Source organism: Zhongshania aliphaticivorans, assembly GCF_902705855.1.
In the GTDB taxonomy this organism is placed as follows: domain Bacteria; phylum Pseudomonadota; class Gammaproteobacteria; order Pseudomonadales; family Spongiibacteraceae; genus Spongiibacter; species Spongiibacter aliphaticivorans_B.
Map to the genome: position 1 here is coordinate 68643 of NZ_CACSIJ010000003.1, position 20133 is coordinate 88775.

At 51.9% G+C, this 20133-nt stretch carries 13 protein-coding genes; 10 read left to right on the top strand and 3 right to left on the bottom strand.

The genetic code is table 11. From position 1 onward, the window contains the following. Positions 1–14 precede the first annotated feature (14 nt). Positions 15–701: a LuxR C-terminal-related transcriptional regulator gene (locus tag GVJ32_RS04055; RefSeq protein WP_159238784.1), complete on the top strand. Its 687-nt coding sequence runs from the start codon at positions 15–17 to the stop codon at positions 699–701. Between the two features lie 459 nt (positions 702–1160). On the opposite strand, the gene GVJ32_RS04060 is transcribed toward GVJ32_RS04055, so the two are convergent. Beyond that, positions 1161–1658 carry a hypothetical protein gene (locus GVJ32_RS04060; protein ID WP_159238785.1) on the bottom strand — a complete coding sequence of 166 codons (498 nt, stop codon included), beginning with the start codon at positions 1656–1658 and terminating at the stop codon, positions 1161–1163. An 817-nt stretch (positions 1659–2475) separates the two neighbouring features. Between GVJ32_RS04060 and GVJ32_RS04065 the strand changes: the two genes are divergently transcribed. The 3 genes from GVJ32_RS04065 (at position 2476) to GVJ32_RS04075 (ending at position 9056) form a co-directional block, all read left to right on the top strand. Beyond that, on the top strand, positions 2476–7257 hold the full coding sequence (locus GVJ32_RS04065) for an ESPR-type extended signal peptide-containing protein (RefSeq protein ID WP_159238786.1): 4782 nt from the start codon (positions 2476–2478) through the stop codon (positions 7255–7257). A 259-nt stretch (positions 7258–7516) separates the two neighbouring features. Continuing rightward, a complete protein-coding gene (locus tag GVJ32_RS04070) occupies positions 7517–7939 on the top strand; it encodes a c-type cytochrome (protein ID WP_159238787.1) in 423 nt (140 codons plus the stop codon). A gap of 181 nt (positions 7940–8120) precedes the next feature. Beyond that, positions 8121–9056 carry a trypsin-like peptidase domain-containing protein gene (locus GVJ32_RS04075; protein WP_159238788.1) on the top strand — a complete coding sequence of 312 codons (936 nt, stop codon included), beginning with the start codon at positions 8121–8123 and terminating at the stop codon, positions 9054–9056. Positions 9057–9071: 15 nt separating this feature from the next. Here the strand turns inward: GVJ32_RS04075 and rep are convergent, their stop codons facing one another. Both rep and GVJ32_RS04085 read right to left on the bottom strand, forming a co-directional pair. Further along, positions 9072–11078 (bottom strand): DNA helicase Rep, encoded by a 2007-nt coding sequence (gene rep / locus GVJ32_RS04080; protein WP_159238789.1) that lies wholly within the window; start codon positions 11076–11078, stop codon positions 9072–9074. A gap of 173 nt (positions 11079–11251) precedes the next feature. Next, complete coding sequence (locus GVJ32_RS04085; RefSeq protein ID WP_159238790.1) at positions 11252–11923, bottom strand: TetR/AcrR family transcriptional regulator; 672 nt, start codon at positions 11921–11923, stop codon at positions 11252–11254. A 129-nt stretch (positions 11924–12052) separates the two neighbouring features. Between GVJ32_RS04085 and GVJ32_RS04090 the strand changes: the two genes are divergently transcribed. The 6 genes from GVJ32_RS04090 (at position 12053) to GVJ32_RS04115 (ending at position 19975) form a co-directional block, all read left to right on the top strand. Continuing rightward, complete coding sequence (locus GVJ32_RS04090; protein ID WP_159238791.1) at positions 12053–12868, top strand: alpha/beta fold hydrolase; 816 nt, start codon at positions 12053–12055, stop codon at positions 12866–12868. Continuing rightward, positions 12865–14403, top strand: coding sequence for a carboxylesterase/lipase family protein (locus GVJ32_RS04095; RefSeq protein WP_159238792.1), 1539 nt, complete (start codon positions 12865–12867; stop codon positions 14401–14403). The genes GVJ32_RS04090 and GVJ32_RS04095 overlap by 4 nt, the downstream gene beginning before the upstream one ends. 118 nt (positions 14404–14521) lie before the next feature. After that, the gene (locus GVJ32_RS04100) at positions 14522–16864 is read left to right on the top strand and encodes a TonB-dependent receptor (protein WP_435808065.1); all 2343 of its coding nucleotides are present in this window, start codon (positions 14522–14524) and stop codon (positions 16862–16864) included. A 58-nt stretch (positions 16865–16922) separates the two neighbouring features. After that, on the top strand, positions 16923–18245 hold the full coding sequence (locus GVJ32_RS04105) for a serine hydrolase domain-containing protein (RefSeq protein WP_159238794.1): 1323 nt from the start codon (positions 16923–16925) through the stop codon (positions 18243–18245). Positions 18246–18299: 54 nt separating this feature from the next. Next, complete coding sequence (locus GVJ32_RS04110) at positions 18300–19802, top strand: M28 family peptidase (RefSeq protein WP_159238795.1); 1503 nt, start codon at positions 18300–18302, stop codon at positions 19800–19802. A gap of 11 nt (positions 19803–19813) precedes the next feature. Further along, entirely contained in the window at positions 19814–19975 is a 162-nt protein-coding gene (locus tag GVJ32_RS04115; protein ID WP_159238796.1) for a hypothetical protein, read from the top strand. The last annotated feature ends 158 nt before the right edge of the window (positions 19976–20133 follow it).

The following is a 20133-nucleotide window of genomic DNA, read 5'->3' on the forward strand; positions in this document are numbered from 1 at the left end:
GGGAAATAAAGCGCATGGATAGGCCAGGCTTCACTGTCATCATTGCAGATGATCACCCCCTTTTTGGTGTGGCCTTGCGCTTGGGTGTGCAAAATATCGCACCCACTGCGCAAATTGTCGAGGTTGCCGACTTCGAGGGATTGCGCAACGCCCTGGAGCGCTTTCCCGATGCCAGCTTGGTATTGTTAGATCTCATACTGCCAGATGTCGAAGGCTTGGCAGCGCTGAGCTATTTGCGTGAACATCGCCCAACATTGCGGGTGGCGGTTATCTCTGCACTGGATCAAGCTGCCTGGGTTCAAGCGGCCCAAGTCCTTGGCGCGGCGGCCTTCATTCCTAAATCGCTTTCGGCCACACAAACCCAAGACGTGCTGCGCACGGTGTTGGCAGGAGAAAGCTGGTGGCCAGAGTCGGAGACGCCACTCAGTCGAAGAGGGTCTGCTCAGGAAGATAAGATCGAAGACCGTATTTCACGCTTGTCACCCCAAGAGTTACGCATTCTACTAATGATTCGTGATGGCCAATTAAATAAACAGATTGCGGGGCATTTAGGTATTGCAGAATCCACGGTCAAAACCCATATCAGCACCATGCTGCGCAAACTTAATTTAGCCAGCCGTACCCAAGCCGCCGTCATTGCGCAGCGGGTGTTGAGCCATCGCCCGCCCGAATTCGCGTCACCCCCAAACGAAGAAAGTTAAGAATTTCGTTCGCAGCTTCATCGATGCATTGCGCTCAGCGCCCGCCGGCGTGGTGGTTTTGTAGGAGGCCGCGCTGAGGCCGATGAATTACGCATCGAACCAGCCCGAGGCCCACCGCGCTCAGCGCCCGCCGGTGTTGTGGCTTTGTAGGAGGCCGCGCTGAGGCCGATGAATTACGCATCGAACCAACCCGAGGCCCACCGCGCTCAGCGTCCGCCGGTGTGGTGGTTTTGTAGGAGGCCGCGCTGAGGCCGATAGAATTACGCATCGAACCAACCCGAGGCCCACCGCGCTCAGCGTCCGTCGGTGTCGTGGTTTTGTAGGAGGCCGCGCTGAGGCCGATGAATTACGTATCGAACCAACCCGAGGCCCACCGCGCTCAGCGCCCGCCGGTGTCGTGGTTTTGTAGGAGGCCGCGCCTGAGGCCGATGAATTACGGCGGCTCTGCACAGCGTTACGTCAGTTTTGCAGGTAGAGGGCGGCGGTTTGCGGCGACCAACCAAACTCGTGCATGACCCAGCCTTCGCCAGAAGAATAGAACTGAAAGGTCCAGATCAGTGGCTGCAGTTCGCGCTGCTCCACATAGGTGAAACGCCACAGGGAGTCGCCTAGTTTTTTGCTGCCAATCAGCTCAAAGCCCACTGCGGGGCCATAACGGGCGTCAAATTGCGCATTGCGCTGCATCAATGTCGACCGCATACCGGCGTCAATCTCTTCTGGTGGCAGGGTGACATTCGCCTTGAGTGCAGCATAGGCCTGCTCTAACTCCCCCGCCACCACTGCTCGCATCACATCGCCGGTGAGCTTTTCCATATCCCGCCTCGATTCCAGATTTTGCAAAGCACTGGGTACCGTAGCGCCGGCAATCAGCACCACGCTGCACAGGGCAACGACGGCAATCCATTTGGCATTTGCCTTGGCAAAAGCCGGTATTTCAACCATCAGTTTCGATTTCATCTCAAATACTCCTGCCTGAAAACGCTCACATGAGCGCGAATGGGATAGGGCAACGATTCCAGAAATACGCCAAAGCTGAACCCGCTGTCGTTGCGTTGTTGCCATAATCCGCCAACAATCTGCACAGGAATATCCGTGAGTGGTACTACGACTTTAGGACTAGGTGAATTGCAGCTTCATCGCAAGAGAGAGCAGCCTAGGTCGGCTACCTCTAGGACTGTTCCCGTGTAGAGTGGGCCAGCCCAGGCTGCCCTCTCTTGCTACGCAATCCACCTTGGCTGACCGCGATGGGCCTCGGGCTGGATCTATGCGTAATTCATCGGCCTCAGGCGCGGCCTCCTACAGGCTCTCCGAATTGGTAGGAGTGGGCGCTGACCGCGATGGGCCTCGGGCTGGATCTATGCGTAATTCATCGGCCTCGGGTTGGATTGGTGCGTAATTCTATCGGCCTCGGGCGCGGCCTCCTACAGGCTCACCGAATTGGTAGGAGTGGGCGCTGACCGCGATGGGCCTCGGGTTAAATCCGAGCGTAATTCATCGGCCTCGGGCGCGGCTTCCTACAAGCTTACCGAATTCGTAGGAGTGGGCGCTGACCGCGATGGGCCTCGGGCTAAATCCGAGCGTAATTCATCGGCCTCAGGAGCGGCCTCCTACAAAATCGCCGGTTTCATGTTAAGTAAGTGCAATTCTGCTAAGACCCTTTATCAAGCACAGCCCGGTTGTCACTACGACTAAAGTCGTAGTCCTACTCACCGATACCGCCGCCGCTCCACTAGGCCGACTATTGCACACATGCAACAACGCCAAGGAGCCTGTAATGAATCGTATATTTAAGCTTGTGTGGAATCGTGCGCTACGTCGTGCGGTAGTGGTATCTGAGCTGGCGTCTAGCCGGGTGGTCGGCAGCAGCAGCGGCACGGGGCAGGTGAAGGCACCGCGCCGGTCGTCATCCGGTCCGGCCCGTCTCGGCGCCTGGGCGCTGGCGCTGCAGGCGGTGCTGTTGACGATGGGCCACGCGCCCGTCGCCCACGCCGATGAATGCCTGCTCAACGACAGCGGCGACAACGGCGGCAGCAATGGCTTCGGGGTCAACTCGCTGGCCTGCGGCCGTTTCAATTCAGCGGGTGGCGCTGGCGGCACAGCGGTCGGCAACGGCAACAACGCCAGCAATACGAACAGCAGCGCGGTCGGCTTCAACAACCGCACATCGGGAGAAGCCAGCAGCGCTATTGGCTACGACAATCAGTCAACCCAGGAATTCAGCAATGCCATCGGTGTTAGCAATCAGGCGAACGGGGTGCGCAGCACGGCGGTGGGTGTCAGCAACATCTCATCGGGCTTCCGGAGTTCGACGTTCGGACACGAGAATCGCGCGGGGGGCAGCAACTCTACTGCGCTTGGTGTCAGCAGTACCGCCAACGGCGCTTTCTCGCTAGCGATAGGCAATTCCGACACGGCCGCCAGCGGTGCGCGTGTCATCGCCGGTGCCACCAACGGCATTGCCATCGGCCGCAATGCCAGCGTGGCCGCCGAGGGGGTCAACGGCCTCGCCATCGGCTCAAGTGCGACGGTCACGGCGGAGGATGCCAGTGCGGTAGGACGATCAAACGTGGCAAGTGGCGTTGCAAGTTCGGCGTTCGGCACTGGAAACAACGCGACAGGCGAAGCAAGCAGCGCCATCGGTTTCAACAATACAGCCAACGGCATCGACAGCAGCGCCTTTGGAGACGACAACTACGCCGATGGCGAGAATTCGGTTGCGTTCGGTTCCGGCAATGAAGCCTACGTCAACGACTCCAGCGCAATCGGCGTGCGCAACTTTGCCAACGAGGAAGACTCCAGCGCCATTGGCTTCAACAACACCGCGAACGGCATCGACAGCAGCGCGGTTGGTCATCAGAACCTAGCGAGCGGCGAGGACAGCAGCGCGGTGGGTAACGCCAATACGGCGTCGGGCAGGGCCAGCAACGCCGTTGGCTTCGCTAACCTGGTCGACGGCGAGGGTGCCAACGCCTTGGGTACCGCCAACAGGGCCAGCGGCCTCGCCAGCGGCGCGATCGGAGCGGGCAATGAAGCCAGCACCGATTTCAGCCACGCCATCGGCGCGTTCAATCAGGCTACGGGAGTCGGCAGCAATGCGATCGGTACGGCCAGCGTTGCCGCAGGCGATTCGTCGCTGGCGATCGGCAGCGGCGACGTGACCGCGTCCGGCCCCGGATTTCCTGTTATCGAAAACAATGCAGTAGTGGCGGCCGGTGCCACCGGCGGTATCGCCATCGGCCGTGGTGCCAACGTGGCGGCGGCGGGTGTCGATGCCATTGCGCTGGGCACCCATGCCTCGGCGCTGGAGGCACGGGCCACCGCCATCGGCCAGTTCAGTGTGGCGGCCGGAAGCGGGTCGATTGCCATTGGCAGCGCGGATGATCCGGGCGAGTCGGCGGAGGCTGGTGCGCGAGACAGCATCGCCATCGGCCGTCAAACCAGTGTGGCGGCGGATGCTGAAGGCGCCATGGCCATCGGCGTGTTTTCCACCGCCAGCGCCGAACAAGCCTCGGCCGTGGGCTACCGCAACGATGCCAACGCGGAAGAATCCGTCGCCATGGGCGCACGCAACAACGCCGACGCCGAGCAGAGTTCCGCCGTGGGTTGGGGCAATGTGTCGGGCGGGGTGGACAGCAGTGCGCTCGGCCACGCCAACACCAGCAACGGCATCAACAGTTCCGCCATCGGCTATCACAACACGGCCAGTGGCTTGAACAGCTCGGCATTCGGCTCCGCCAGCGCGGCAGATGCCGACTACTCGCTGGCGATTGGTAACGCGGACCGGGACAGCGGCGCAGGTGCCCGCGTTGCCGCTGGCGCGACCAACGGCATCGCTGTCGGGCGCAATGCCAGCGTCGCGGCTGAAGGTGTGGATGCCTTGGCCATCGGCACCAGCGCGACGGCCAACGCGGCCGAGGCCACGGCGGTTGGACGTTCGAACGCAGCCACCGGTGCGAGCAGCAGCGTGTTCGGTTCGCGCAGCACGGCCAGCGGGGCGCGGGCCACAGCGCTGGGCACTTTCAGTTCGGCCTCGGCCGATGATTCGGTGGCCATCGGCGGCGGCAGTAATGCCGGTAACGGCGCGCGGGTCGGCGCCGGTGCAATCAATGGTGTCGCCATCGGTCGCAATTCCGCCGTGGCGGTCAACGCCGTCAACGGGGTCAGCCTGGGTGCCAGCGCCCGCGTTGAAGCAAACAACGGCACGGCCGTCGGTCTGAGTGCGCTGGCCAGTGGCGTTTCCAGCCTGGCACTAGGCCACGGTGCCAACGCCGGAGCCATTAACAGCGTTGCGCTGGGCCAGGGTTCGGTTGCCAATGAGGCCAACACCGTCTCGGTCGGCGCCGTCGGTGCTGAGCGTCAAATTGTTAACGTTGCTGCGGGTGCCGTAAATGCGACCAGCACCGATGCTGTGAACGGTTCACAGTTGTTTGCCACCAATCAAAATGTGACTGCGAATAGTAACGCGATCACCGGTTTGGATAACCGCTTGAATACCGCCGAGACCAATATCAGCTCTAACACCACCGCCATTGGCGCCCTGGACGGTCGCCTGGATACGGCCGAAACAAGTATTGTGGCGAATTCTGCTGCTATCACTGCCTTGGTCACGGATGTGGCTGCATTTGATGGTCGGCTGACAACGGTAGAGGGCAATATTGATACCCTCGATACTCGCGTGACTAGCAACGAAGGTAGCATAGCGGCCAACACCGCTAACATTGTTACCAATGCTGCGGGCGTTGCGCAGAATGCGGCTGACATCGACGGTCTGGATGCTCGCGTTACCACCAATGAATCTAACATCTCGATTAATACGAATAATATTGCCAGCAACATCGCCGACATCGCCCAGAATGTGGCCGATATTGATGGTCTGGATACTCGCGTGACCCTTATCGAAGGTGATGTTGCGACCAATACTACCAACATTTCCACCAACGCTGCGGGCATCGTGCAGAACGCGGCTGATATCGACGGTCTGGATACCCGCGTGACCACCAATGAAAGCAACATCGCTACCAACGCCACCAATATCGCCACCAATACTGCTGGTGTCGCACAGAATGCGGCTGATATCGACGGTCTGGATACTCGCGTCACCACCAATGAAAGCAACATCGCAACCAACACCACCAACATTGCTACCAATGCTTCTGGCATCGCGCAGAATGCGGCTGATATCGACGGTCTGGATACTCGCGTTACTACCAATGAAAGTAACATCGCAACCAACACCACCAACATCGCTACCAATACTGCTGGTGTCGCCCAGAACGCGGCTGATATTGATGGTCTGGATACCCGCGTGACCACCAATGAAAGCAACATCGCGACCAATACCACCAACATTGCCACCAACGCTGCGGGTATTGCCCAGAATGCGGATGACATTGATGGTCTGGATACTCGCGTCACGACCAATGAAAGTAACATCGCAACCAACACCACCAACATTTCCACCAATGCGGCTGGCATCGCGCAAAATGTCGCCGATATTGATGTGCTCGACACCCGTGTTAGCAATCAAGGAGACGGCTTGGCCAAAGCACTGGGCGGGGGAGCCTCAGTGGCAGCGAATGGCAGCGTCACGGCACCGAATTATGCAGTACAAGGTGGAAACTTTGACAATGTAGGTTCTGCGTTGGATCAACTCGATAGCAGTGTCACGACGAACGCTACAGGTATTGCCAGTAACAAATCCGATATCGACGTCAACAGTGCCAATATCACTCGCAATGCCGACGATATTAATGTGCTGGATAACCGCGTTGCTATTGCTCAAAACACTGCAGACGGCGCCCAGAACTCAGCGGATCAAAACGCAGAATTCTGCGGCCGTGGCGACGCTGCGGGCTCAATTAACTGCGGTGATAATTCTGTTGTATCCGCCGACGCGACAGATGGTATCGCAATAGGCAATAACGCAAAAACGCAAAGCTCAGGTGGTATCGCCTTGGGTTCTAATGCCAACGCGGTGCAGTCCAATTCAGTGGCAATTGGTAGTGGCGCTGTAGCGCAATCTTCTGTTGCGGTAGGCACTGGGGCTAAGGCCACTGGCACCAATACCACCGCGGTGGGTGACAACGCCACCGCATCCGGCGCGCAAGCAGTGGCCTTGGGTAATAACGCTGTAGCTGTGGCGGCTAATAGTGTGGCGCTCGGCAATGGTTCGGTCGCTAATCAGGAAAATACGGTTTCGGTAGGGAGCGCGGGTAAAGAGCGGCGCGTTACAAATGTCGCGGCGGGTATTGCCCCCTCTGATGCAGTCAATATGAGCCAGCTGGAATCTATGGGGATTCGTCTGGGTGATGCAATTTCCGAAGCGCGGCGCGAGGCCAATGCTGGTATAGCGGGGGCGGTGGCCATGGAAGCTGCCCCTTATGTACCCGGCAAGTTTACTTATGCCATCGGCATGGGCTATCACGTAAACGAGTCTGCTGTCGCGATGACCCTAAGGCGCACTGCCGAAAGTGGCCGTTGGAGTGTTACTACTGGTATTGCTGGCTCTGATGTGGGTGCTACCGTGCGAGTAGGCGTCAGTGGAGTGTTTCGGTAAGCCGCAGTTGCTTAAAAGTGCGTAGGCTTTAACCGCAACTGGGCAGTTACCTAGGAATGGGCCAGGCTTGAGTGTTCCTAGCGTATAGAACTAATTCAGCCTGAAAGTAGCGCTTAGATGGAGTAATTTTGCGTCCTTGGTCTATAAGCCGCCCGCGCTATTGGAGTAATCGCGACCATGCCGTTATAATGCGCGCCAGATTATAATGCGGGGCTGCTATGCCTTGTACGCAAAGAGGACGTTAACGGTGAATAGTGCAATGTTGAAGAAATTGGCCGCTGCCTTTGGTTTGGTGATGGTATGTGTATCTGCTTGGGCGTTGACGGACAAGCAAATAGCGGAAGTTGAAAGCCGCATCCAGCCAGCCGGTAAAGTGTGTTTGCAGGGCGATAGCAGCTGCGGTGCCGCAGTTGCCTCTGCAGGTGGTGCACCCAAGTCTGGTGAAGAGGTTTACACAAGCAGCTGCCAGGGCTGTCATGCCACTGGTGCGGGCAACGCGCCTAAGCTTGGTGACGCGGCGGACTGGGGCAAACGTGCAGAAAAGGGTGTAGATACCTTGCATAAACATGCTATTGAAGGTTTCACCGACATCGGCATGATGCCTGCTAAAGGTTTGTGCATGAGCTGTTCTGACGAAGAGGTCATGGCTGCGGTTGATTACATACTAGAAAACAGCAAGTAATTGCCTAATAGCTCTGAAAGCCGCGCATTGCGCGGCTTTTTTTTGCCGGTCGTAAATCTATTGGCTAGATTTTAACGTATTGGTATCAAAGTAGATTACAGCGCGCGGTATTAAAACGCGGAACATTAGCTGCGTTTTGCGCTACTCTATAACTAATAATTGTCCAGTGGGTCGTGTTGTAATGAATCGATGGCTAGTGATTGTTTTGGTGGGTTTGTTGGCAGCCTGTGGCGGTTCGTCTAATTCGGGCTCCTCGAATGAGGAAACTAATAATGACGGGGGCTCAGACGGCGGAGAGATTACGACGCCGCCGGTAACTGGCGGTGAAGATAATACGCCGCCAGAAACGCCGGCGTCCTATGGTGTACCTACGGTCACCCAAATTCGTCCCGGCGTTGAGATAAGCGCCAATGGCAGCGGTTGCACCGGCAATTTTTTGTTTTCACCCAATTCCCAGACCGTCTATATCGGGGTGGCGGCGCATTGCTTTAGTCTCGATAGCAATGACGGTATAGACCCCTGCGAAAGCAGTAATCTACCCATTGGTTTTAACGAGGTCGAGATTGAAAACGCAAACGAGCCAGGTGAGATCGTCTACTCCAGTTGGCGCGCGATGCAAGAATCCGGCGAAACTGCCGGCTCGAATGCCTGCACTTATAACGACTTTGCCCTTGTTAAAATTCATTCCGATGATGTGGCCAATATTCATCCAGCGAGTTTTGCTTTTGGCGGGCCGGTCTCTCTATTCACCGGTTTGGCATCGGTTGGTGATGCGGTATACGCTTATGGGCGCTCTCCGTACCACTTGGGTTTGCGACTTTTAGAAGCTAAATCTGGTAGTGTTTCTGCTGTTCTAGGGAACGGGTGGGCGTATCAAATCGTCACCGATAAGGCTAGTATCCCCGGTGATAGCGGCGGGCCTATTTTTGGACCGAATGGCCAAGCCTTAGCGGTGACCAGTGTGTTGACCTTGAGCCTCGGCCTTGGCGCAGCGCCAGTTAGCAATGGTGTGACCAATTTGGATCGTGCTCTGCAGTATGCGATTGATGGTGGTTTTATTAATGCCAGCACCAAACTAATAACGTGGCCAGACTTTTATCCTAGAGGTAATTTTTAGTTGCGACCCTGTGAGCTAGCCGAGTATATCTCTTAGGCTGGCTAAGGTTTCGCCACCACGTTTTTGGTTTTGGGCAGGATCGCTGTCACCGCGGCCCTCCCACTCCAAGTCCTCTTGTGGCAATTCTGCTAAAAACCGGCTGGGTTCACAGCTGGTAAATTCCCCAAAGCTTTTGCGCTTGGCGCAGTAACTCATGGTGAGGGTACGCTGGGCGCGGGTGATGCCAACGTAGCAAAGGCGGCGTTCTTCTTCGATCATGCCGTCATCGATGCTATTTTGATGGGGTAAAATGCCTTCTTCCAAGCCGATCATAAACACGTGGGGAAATTCTAAGCCCTTAGCGGCGTGAAGTGTCATGAGCTGAACTTGGTCGTCACTTTCTTTTTCGTCTTCCTGACGCTCCATCAAGTCTCTCAGTACCAAACGGCTTATCGCGCCCTCAATGGCATTGTCACTTTCATCATCTTTTATTGATTTTTCAAGGGAGTTAATCAGGGTGTGGACGTTAGCCATGCGCCGCTCGGCGATAGCGACCGAGGAGCTGTTTTGAATTAACCAGTCGAGATAGTCAATGTCACTCACTAGCTGGCGCACACTGGCGACGGGTTCATCTTCATAACATTTGCGGCGCAAATTATTTAGCCAGCCGGTAAATTCCCGCAGCCGCTTTACGGCGGCTTCAGGTAGGTGCTGGCTTAAGCCCATCTCATCGCAGGCGTCGTACATGCTAATTTCGCGCTCGGTGGCATAGCGCCCGAGGTTTTCTAAGGTCGAGGTACCTATCTTGCGGCGGGGCACATTTACAATTCGCAGAAAGGCGTTGTCGTCCCCTGGATTAATGATCAAACGCAGGTAGGCCATGATGTCTTTGATTTCGTTGCGGGCAAAAAACGAGGTGCCGCCGCTGAGTTTGTAGGGAATTTGATGAACTTGCAGTTTCAATTCCAATAAGCGTGACTGATGATTGCCCCGATACAGCACCGCGTAATTACCAAAGCGACCCTGAGTGCGAAGCTTGTGATCGAGAATTTCAGTAACCACCCGTTCACACTCGGCGTCGTCATTGCGGCAGCGAATAATACGAATATGCTCGCCGTGGCCCAGCTCCGACCACAGCGCCTTATTGTGCTCGTGCGGGTTGTTGGCAATAACGATATTGGCGGCCTTCAGGATGCGGGCGGTGGAGCGGTAATTTTGCTCCAGCTTCACTACCTTCAAATGCGGGTAATCTTTACCGAGCAGGCTTAAGTTTTCGGGTTTGGCTCCCCGCCATGCGTAGATTGATTGGTCGTCATCGCCCACCACCGTCAAACCGCCTCGATTACCCACCAGTTGTTTTACTAGGTGGTATTGGGAGCCGTTAGTGTCTTGGTATTCGTCTACCAACATATAGCGAATTTTTTGCTGCCATTTTTCTAGAATGGCTGGCTGCTGATCAAATAGCAGCGCTGGCAGCATAATCAAGTCGTCAAAATCTAAGGCGTTGTAAGCTTTTAAGGCATTTTGATAACGTAAATAAGCCTGCGAACAAAGTATATCGGCAGGGCCTTCGGCGCTGGCAATGGCTTGTTCTGGGGTGATGAACTCGTTTTTCCACTGCGAAATGCGGTGCTGAATGCGGTCGGCATTGTCACTTTCTGCGCCGTGATCCTGCATCAGCAAGTCGCGGATTAGGGTTTGGGCGTCTTGGCTGTCAAATATCGAAAAGCCGGATTTATACTGCAGCGCCTTGTATTCGCTGCGCAGTATATTCATGCCCAAATTGTGGAAGGTCGACACTGTTAAGCCGCGCGCCTCTTTGCCCTTAACAAGCTGCGACACCCGCTCCTTCATTTCACGGGCGGCTTTATTGGTAAAGGTCACCGCTGCAATATGGCGAGCAGGCATGCCGCATTTCTCAATTAAATACGCCATCTTGCGGGTAATAACGCTGGTCTTACCACTGCCTGCGCCGGCTAATACCAAAATCGGCCCGTCGATATAAAGCACCGCTTCGCGCTGTCTGTCGTTGAGTTTGCTCACGCGGCTGGGGTGTCCTGCTGGCGGTTAAAAAAGGCTGGGCATTGTAGCAGTGACGGGGGAAGGGAAGAACCATAGTATGGGATTAATCGGCGTTGGATGTTTCGTCGGCTTATTACGGTGTATCGAAAACATCCGAGCATGTGGCCGAAGACGCTTCGCCGAGTTAAAAATTCCTAGCTTGGCTGCGGAACACTCGTAATCCCCATCAACCGCATCGCAAAGTCCGCAAAGGTATCTGCTACGTATTCGGGAGTTTTTCCGCAATTAGGTTCATACCAAAAAGCGACTCGCATACCCATTCCACCAATGGCGCGCAAGGCTAATTCTATATCGGGCACATCGAAGATACTGTGCTGAGAACAGCGTTGTAGGACGTCACCTAGCAAAGACTCTGACTCTTGAAGAATCGCCATCACAGGGCGTACGGCGTCATCTGAAAGCGCGTGCATTTCGGTGTTTGTGACGACCGCCAACATAGAGTATTCACAGTGAGAAATAACGTGTGCGCGTACCATCGCCGATAACTGTTCGGCGGGAGCTTGCTGTTCACATTTCACTAAGGCTTCGCGCAGGCGCTGTAAATGTTCGGTATGACCAAGCTGGATAATCTCAGCGAGAACCTGCTCCTTGGAGGGGAAGTGAGAGTAAAGCGTAGTGGTTTGCACTTTCGCTTCTTTGCAAATATCTCTTACCGATGTAGCGCCATAGCCTCGTTGGGCAAATAGGCGTAATGCGGCATTGAGGATTTTCCCGCGCGCGCCTTTTGGCGTAACACCTAAGGGAAGGATTACCGTTTCGGCGGCAACGCGCCGATTTTGTGGAAACGTACTTAAATTAGTTTTCATGACTAACAAACGTTATGTAAGAATTTTTTGCAGAATACCTTGCTTTTCCCTTATTAGCCAGTTAGCTTATAAAAAACACATACGAACGTTAGTGCATATTTCTAATAATATAAAAAGAGACAGACCTTCGTGCCAAGTATAGAAATTAACAATATTCCAAGCTCTTACGAAAAGTGGGGCAGGGGGCCGGTGATCGTACTTATTCACGGCTTGGGCTCGTCATCATTAGATTGGCGGCCGCAAATTGAGGAATTATCGCGGAACTACACGGTTTTAGTCCCTGACTTATATGGGCACGGCCAAAGTACGGTCCTGCCACAACCTTTATCTATTTTGGATTTTGCGGATCAGGTGGCGGCAATTCTTGATCAAGAAGTCCTTGGCGCAGCCCATATAGTCGGCTTGTCGCTAGGTGGCGCGGTTGCCTTTCAGCTCGCTCTGCAGCGGCCAGAGCTAGTAGCGTCATTAACGATTACAAATAGTCGTGCGAGCTTTAGACCGAGTGGCTGGCGCGAGAAAATGGCGGTGTTCAATCGTAGCTTAATAAGTCGGTTGCTAGGGATGAAGGTGTTCAGCAGGGTGTTGGCGAAGAAGTTGTTTCCGAATTCCGAGCAATTACAGAAATTATTTCAAACACGGTTTGTAAAAAATAATCCAAAAAATTATCGCCTATGTATGCAAGCATTACTTAATTGGAGTATTGAGCTTTCTCTTAGATCCATAACATGCCCAGTCCTCATCGTTGTGTCGGAATACGATTACTATCCGCTAGAAGACACCAAGACATATATGGAGAAGATAAATAACGCACAGTTAGTCGTTATTGAAGGCGCGCATCACGCGGTTACATTAGAAAACCCCAAGGCATTTAATCAAGTGTTACGTGATCATTTAGAGCAACAGCGCAGCGTTGAATTTTCGTCAGCAATGGGAGCCAGTGTATGAGTGGCGTGCGGAACTTGCCAATTATACTTTGCTTGATGACATTGCTGTGGGCTGGTGGTGTCTACGCTGAAGAGGACCTATACCGGCCGTTAAAAACCAGCCAGGGATGGTTGCAGGGCGGCGAGCACGACGGCGTAGAGTATTACCTTGGCATACCTTACGCCGAGCCACCTGTTGGTGATTTACGTTGGCGCGCACCTCGTGGCGCATCACCTTGGAGCGGTGTTCGAGAGGCACGACATTTTGCGTCGCCCTGTGCTCAAATTGGCAATTTTTTCGCAACAAATAATTCAGAATATTTTGAGCGTCCCTTTGGTAGCGAGGATTGTCTTTATCTCAATGTATGGGCACCCATTGTGCAAATCGGCCCGCGGCCAGTGTTGGTATTTATTCACGGCGGTGCGGGTGTTTATGGCGCAGCATCACTTCCACTTTATAACGGTAAAAGACTGGCGCGAGAGCTCGGCGCAGTAGTCGTGTCTATCAACTATCGCTTAGGAATTTTCGGCGCTTTGCACATGGATGCATTACATACTGGCGATCCAATAGAAGATTTTGGAAGTTTTGGTTTGTTAGATCAAATTAAAGCACTTGATTGGGTTCAGAATAATGTTGGTGACTACAGCGGTGACGCCAATAATGTGACAGTGATGGGGCACTCTGCGGGCTGCGTAAGTACTTGGTCGTTAATGAAATCGCCACTTGCTAGCGGAAAGTTTCAGAAAGCTATTTGTTTGTCTGGTATTCCTCTGGCGACTCCAGCCGACAAACTCAAAGAGCGTAGCCAGAATTTTATTAATAATTTAACGCTAATGCCTAGCATAGATGCTGTTTTTTTGCAGGAAAATCCGGGCGCGGACCCTCAGCAACTTCGCGAGGCCTTGTATGGACTTTCTACAGAAACCATTGTCACTGCGGGTAAGGGTATAAAGGCAATGAGCGGTGAACCGGACGGCACAGTTTTAGCGCTGACTGCCGACAATAAACTTACTAATCCTGTTCCGGCTATTATTGGCAGCGTCCGTAACGAAGCTAGCATGCTTTTGATCACTCACACCGGCCGTGTAAAGCCGGAAACATTGTGGGAGCTCATTCATTCAGATTGGCAGGGATTGAATGCAGGAGACTTTTTCCCAAGTGTATGGCGTCGTTTGACGTATAGCTTGGCGGTTAAATTTGCAAATTCATCTTTACTAAATAAGGTTGACGAAAGCGCATCTCTACTCGCCGCCCAAACCAATCCCGTGTATCGATATCAATTTTCTTGGGACAATATGGAAGAGCCGTGGCGTTCACTATTTGGCGCCTACCATGGTCTCGATGTGCCTTTTGTCTTCGGAAATTTTGAGCGTGAAACGCCGAATATCTCCTATTTTTCTTGGACAAAAAGTCACATAGGTGAGCTTGAAAGAATACATCGTCAGTATATTTTTGCCTTCAAGGGTTTTATCGAATCTGAAAGCCCCGGCAAGTATTCATCAGAGCTGCAGTGGCCCATCTGGAACAAAGAAACTAAGTATCAACAAATAAAATAACTTGGTGCGTGGCAACAGAGCAATAGCATTTGTGCTGTTAACGGCACCAAACCCAGCATAATAATAGTAGTAGATGAGGTGTAATATGGATGTTGAAACTAGAAGTATCGCGACCACAATGTGCTTGATACTTGCATTGAATGTCGCTGATACGTGCGCTCAAGAAGCGATAAGCGTGGACGTTAATGCCTCAGGTAATGGCGCTGAAATTCAAACCACTTCAAAGAAAAAAGTCACCATTTTAGAAGAGGTTTTTGTTACTGCGACTAAACGTAGTAAATCGCTGCGGAGTTTACCGGCGTCAATTTCTGCTTTTAAAGGAGATGACTTAGAGAAACAAGCAATTTTAAGTATTAATGATGTGTTGGAGCAGACACCGGGGGTAACCTCAAATTCAGCACGCCCAGGTGATCAGCGCATTGTTATGAGAGGGATTTCTACTAGTGCTTCGCCAGTTAGTACGGTTCCCTATCCTGTCGGTATTTTTATTGGTGATACGGCATTAAACGAACCCTATGCAGCAAGTATTACCCCCGACTTGTCGGCATTTGATATTGCGTCGATAGAAGTACTTAAAGGGCCGCAGGGCACCTTGTTTGGCGGCGCGGCACTCTCTGGTGTACTGCGGTATCGGCTGNCAGATCCTTCTCCCGATCAATGGGAACTGCGTTACTTCGCTCAAAGTGTGAATCCAGAAGACGGTTCAGATGCATTGACTCAAGGTGTAGTACTTAATTTGCCCTTATTCGGAGAGGGCGGAAATTTTGGTATGCGCCTAGGATATATCAGTAGGGAATACCCTGGCGTGATAGATGATTTACGAACGGATCCGGTGACAGAAGATGTTAACTATGGGGAGGGTGATCAGATTCGAGCTTCATTTTTGTGGCAGCCTAGCGACGAACTGCAATTAAAATTTATGTATTTAGATCAAGATTACAATGCAGATAATGGATTGATTATTGCGGATTCTCCCAACGGCCCGAGGGCAACGGTAGGCTCTTTGATTCCTTGGCCTAATAAGCACCGGTTTGGCTTATATAATCTTGAGATTCAATACGACTGGGAGAGTTTTCGTTTGATCTCTTCTAGCTCGAGAACAGAAAAGGAAAGATTCAATACTCTTGATTCTTATGGCGCGTTATTGGGGCGACCACCAGAGAATATGACAGACTTACTTGCTATTCCTTTCATCACAGATCAAGAGTCAACATCGTTTCAGCAGGAACTGCGTTTGCAGTCTAACGACGGAGAAACACTAGAATGGCTGGTTGGTGCGTATTATTTGCGCTCCCCCATTCGCTACTATCTTAAGCTTAATGTTCAAGGTTTAAATTCGGTATCTTCACTGACAGACGATACTATTCAGCTTGTATCGAATACCGCGAATGCTGTTGGCCTGGGAGGTTTGGTAGATCAAATTTTAAACGTCGTGCCGGGTGCAGATAATTTAGGGTGCGAGCTATCTGTACTATGCGCTGAAACCAATGCATTAGCTGAAGAGAAGGCCCTGTTTTTTGATTTGACGTGGAATCTGTGGGATCGATTAGATTTATCATTAGGGGCGCNGGCTTATGAAACATCAGTAGCCGGTGGCTTTGTAGGGCAAGGCGTTGGCGCTCGGCTTGTTAACAATGGCATGTCGCCAGCTGATTTTAGAACCGAAATTACCGAGGAGGGCGTTAACCCTAAAATTTCAGCAAAGTTTCAATTCAACGATGATTTTTCAATCTATGTTTTGGCAAATAAAGGCTTCCGTTTTGGTGGAATTCAAAATATTCCAGAAGATGAAGCGCAAAATATACCGGCAACTTATAAATCAGATTTCATCTGGAATTACGAGATGGGTATCCGCACAAGTTGGCTGGATCAACGTTTAGAATTAGATATCACCGGATTTCATATTGACTACACAGATGCATTGGTCGTGTTGAAGAGTGCAATTCAGATCAATTATTACGATAACGTTGGCAGTGCGGAAAGCGACGGTATTGAAGCAAATATGCGCTGGATTACACCCATCCCCGGTGTAGTCATGATGATGAGTGGCGGTACGGTAAACGCGCATACTACAGAAGATTTTATGGCTGGGAATAGTCTTATAGTTGCCGGTAAGCCATTACCGGGTTCGGCTAAGTATCAATACAGTGTTAATTTGGCGTTGTTTGGGTCCCCTGATTGGATGATTAATACGTCTGCTTTACTTGGATATACCTATGTTGGTGAGACCTATAACGATATAAAAAGTGAAGATATGGTTAATGATTACGGAACATACAGCGCAAGCGTAAACTTCTCCATACCGTCGTTGCGCGGGAGACCGACATTGGCTATTAATGCAACAAATCTGACAGATGAAACAACGCCAGTCGGAATAATAGATGGCTTGGCAGGTAACGATTTTTACATTCTGAATTCGCCAAGAACAATTACGGCGCGGTTTAGCTTGGAGTTTGATTGATCACACTTTTAATTATTAGGTTGCAATAATTGAGGAATGTATGACTGTGGAAATATTAATGCCTAGATTTTTCAGTTCATGGTTGCTGAATATTTTAACACTAGGTGTAATTCTTATTTCGTCATTTAGTCATGCTGAGGCGGTCACAAAAAGTGTGTGGCCGGTTTCTGTTGCTGCAGAGGGTTTTTCATCCGATCAGCATGCACAAGTGCGTAGTCAATACTCTCCGTTTAAACTGGCGGCGGGTGAAAATCAGGCGCTTTATAGCTATCTACATATGGCCGAGTTTTTCCCCCATCATATACTTGCCCGCAGCGGCGAAATTAAAGAGCTCTCTTCAAGTACAGTTCCGAAGTTAGGTGAAGTGACGGCGGTGACTGCTTTGGGTGAGCTTTCACTTGATGAGCTGCTCGCTCACCCACATAGTCGGGTGCAAGGAATTTTAGTCTTGCATCAGGGGCGGCTGGCACTGGAACGGTATCCGGGAATGCGCGCCACCGATACCCATCTTTGGTGGTCAATCGCAAAAATATTCGCCGGATTATCAGTTGAAATTTTGAGGGATGAAGGAAAGATCGACAAGAGTCTAAGCATTACAAGCTATTTGCCAGAGTTTGAAAAGAGTGCGTGGTCGGGGGTGTCTGTCGAGAGCGTATTGAATATGGCTAGTGGGATGGATGCATTGGATTCCCCTCAAGGGTATGCCGATCCAAGCTCGGGAATAGGCGGGCTTATTTATGCTGAAGGAATATTAAGCTCTCCTAAGCATACTCCACTTGGCCACAATCAAGCGCTGTCGAAGATACCGCGCTTGCAGACGCCAGGACGTGTTTATCAATATTCATCTGCGAATACTAATATGTTGGCGCTACTGATTGAGCGTGTCAGCGGTAAACCATACGCGGAATTTATAGAAGATCGGATATGGTCTCGCATAGGTGCAGAAGGTGATGGGTTGATGGGCTTAAGCCCAGATGGCCGCGCCATCGCACATGGAATGTACTCGTCTCGGCTCCGAGACCTTGGCCGCTTTGGATTGCTGTTCACGCCGACGGGCTACAACGCATCAGTATTCTCGCCTCAGCTAATGTCGCGAATTAGTCGCACACAAGAAAATAAGCATTATCAGAATGCAGTTGAAGCGGCTAAGCGGGCGGGTAATTTGTTGGGTGAAAATCCGGTTAACGCGCTAGCGCAGTGGGACGCCTTATTTGCCGATGGTGATTTATTCAAGTCTGGGTTTGATGGCCAAGCACTTTATATTTCTCCTTCTCGCGATGTTGTGATTGCGGTGTTCTCAACGTCGAAAGATAAAAGCATATATCGATACTTACGTGCTATCGCATCGCAATTTCCTGTTCAAATAAAGAGTAAGAAGTAATTTAGATCTAGAGCACAATTTTTCTAATACACACAATAATAATCGGGATCGCGTATGAAAATTTTCTATGTACTGGTCTTAGTAGGCATCATCGTTTCGAGTGCTTGCACAAGAGATAGCAACAGCAATACCAAAGACCATTTGCCTTCTACCGAAACGATGATGAGCTGGATTAGCGACATAGAAGCACAAGGCTATCGACGTCCAGGTTGGCCTGCTGACGAATGGACAGAAAAATGGGCGGTAGACATGTTCAAGGCTTTGGGGCTAGAAGATATTACGCTAGACCCCATCGACGTGACTCGCTGGGAAGAGCGTGAATGGTCGTTAACTGTGTGGCCAAAAGGTCATCCAGATAAAGTAATCACATTGGCTTCTTGGCCCATCCCGTTGTCTAAACCCGTTAAGGAATTAACCGCAGAGCTTGTACTTAGCCCAAGTCCTGAAGACGTTCAGGCGGGAACCATCGCGGTGGTTGAGTATCCTCTAATGGAAATGCCCCAGGCGCATATTCGTGATGACGTGGCGACATGGTCTTATGATCCTGAAGGCGAGTTTAATACCTTGAGTCAAGTTCTTCCGATGGGAGAACGATTTCAGAAAATCATGGATCCAGAGGCGGAAGCCGGCGCCGCCGCGTATTTAGGAATACTTAATTTCCCATGGCAAACGGATAAATACTACGTGCCTTATGACAGCAAGCCGCGCGATATCCCAGGCCTATATCTCAGTCGCAATGAGGGGCGCCGGCTGTTAGATATGATGGAGGACGGGCCCGTCATGGCACGTCTTAGTGTTGATGCCGGACTAACACGAACGGTTAATAACAATGTATACGCTACATTACCAGGGCGTTCGGATGAATGGCTGGTCATCGGTTCACATCATGACGGCCCGTGGAATTCTGCTGTTGAAGATGCCAGTGGTGTGGCCATGGTTATGGCGCAGGCTCAATATTGGTCGCGGGTGCCTGCTAAGGAACGTCCACACAATATGCTCTTTTTGTTAACGGGCGGACATATGTCAGGTGGTGCAGGTCTGCACGATTTTGCAGAGAAGCATAAAGATTTTCTATCTAACGACGTCGTTGCAGAAATTCATTTAGAGCATATTGCCCTGGCTGCTAAGGTTGTAGACGGACAGTTAGTGCCTACCGATAAGCCGGAAGTTAGGTGGTGGTTTACCAGCTATATACCGCGTCTTGAACGCATTGTCGGGCGGGCAATTTGTCGAGAGGATTTAACTCGTTCTTTGATGATGCCCTCGACGGGCTGGCCTCGGCCAGATGCAAAACGGCCGCCCACGGATGCATCGGTGTTTTTCTTTACAACACCGGTCGTCAGCCTATTGGCCGCGCCGATGTACCTATTTGACCCTGCAGATCGCATGAACATGGTTGATGAAAAATCGCTTTTACCCGTAAGCCGAGCGGTGATCGATATTGTTCAAGAGCTAGGCAGCGAAACGGCCAAAAGTTTACGCGCGGGACAATATACTCCACCGAGAAGTGAGCGATTAAGCAGCGGTTGTGACGACTTAAATAGCATGCCGAACTGATAGAGGTGCATATGAACGCGTTGCGGAAATACCTATTAGGGTTGATAGCGCTGCTAGTGTATCTGCCGGTTTGCGCCGAGACGATTGTACTTGTTCACGGCGGCTGGAGTGGCGGATGGGTTATGAAGCCCCTCGCTGATGACGTGGTTTCAAATCTGAAGTGCATCATCTGATGCAGTAGAAGAAAGGGTCAGCTGAAGGTAAGCTCATCATTTTTTTCTCCGGCAAGAGATGAAATCACAATGAGTTATTACCAGCAGCTGACTTATGAGCAACGATGCCAGATATCAGTCCTAAATAAAACAGGTTGTTCACAAAGAGAGATAGCTAA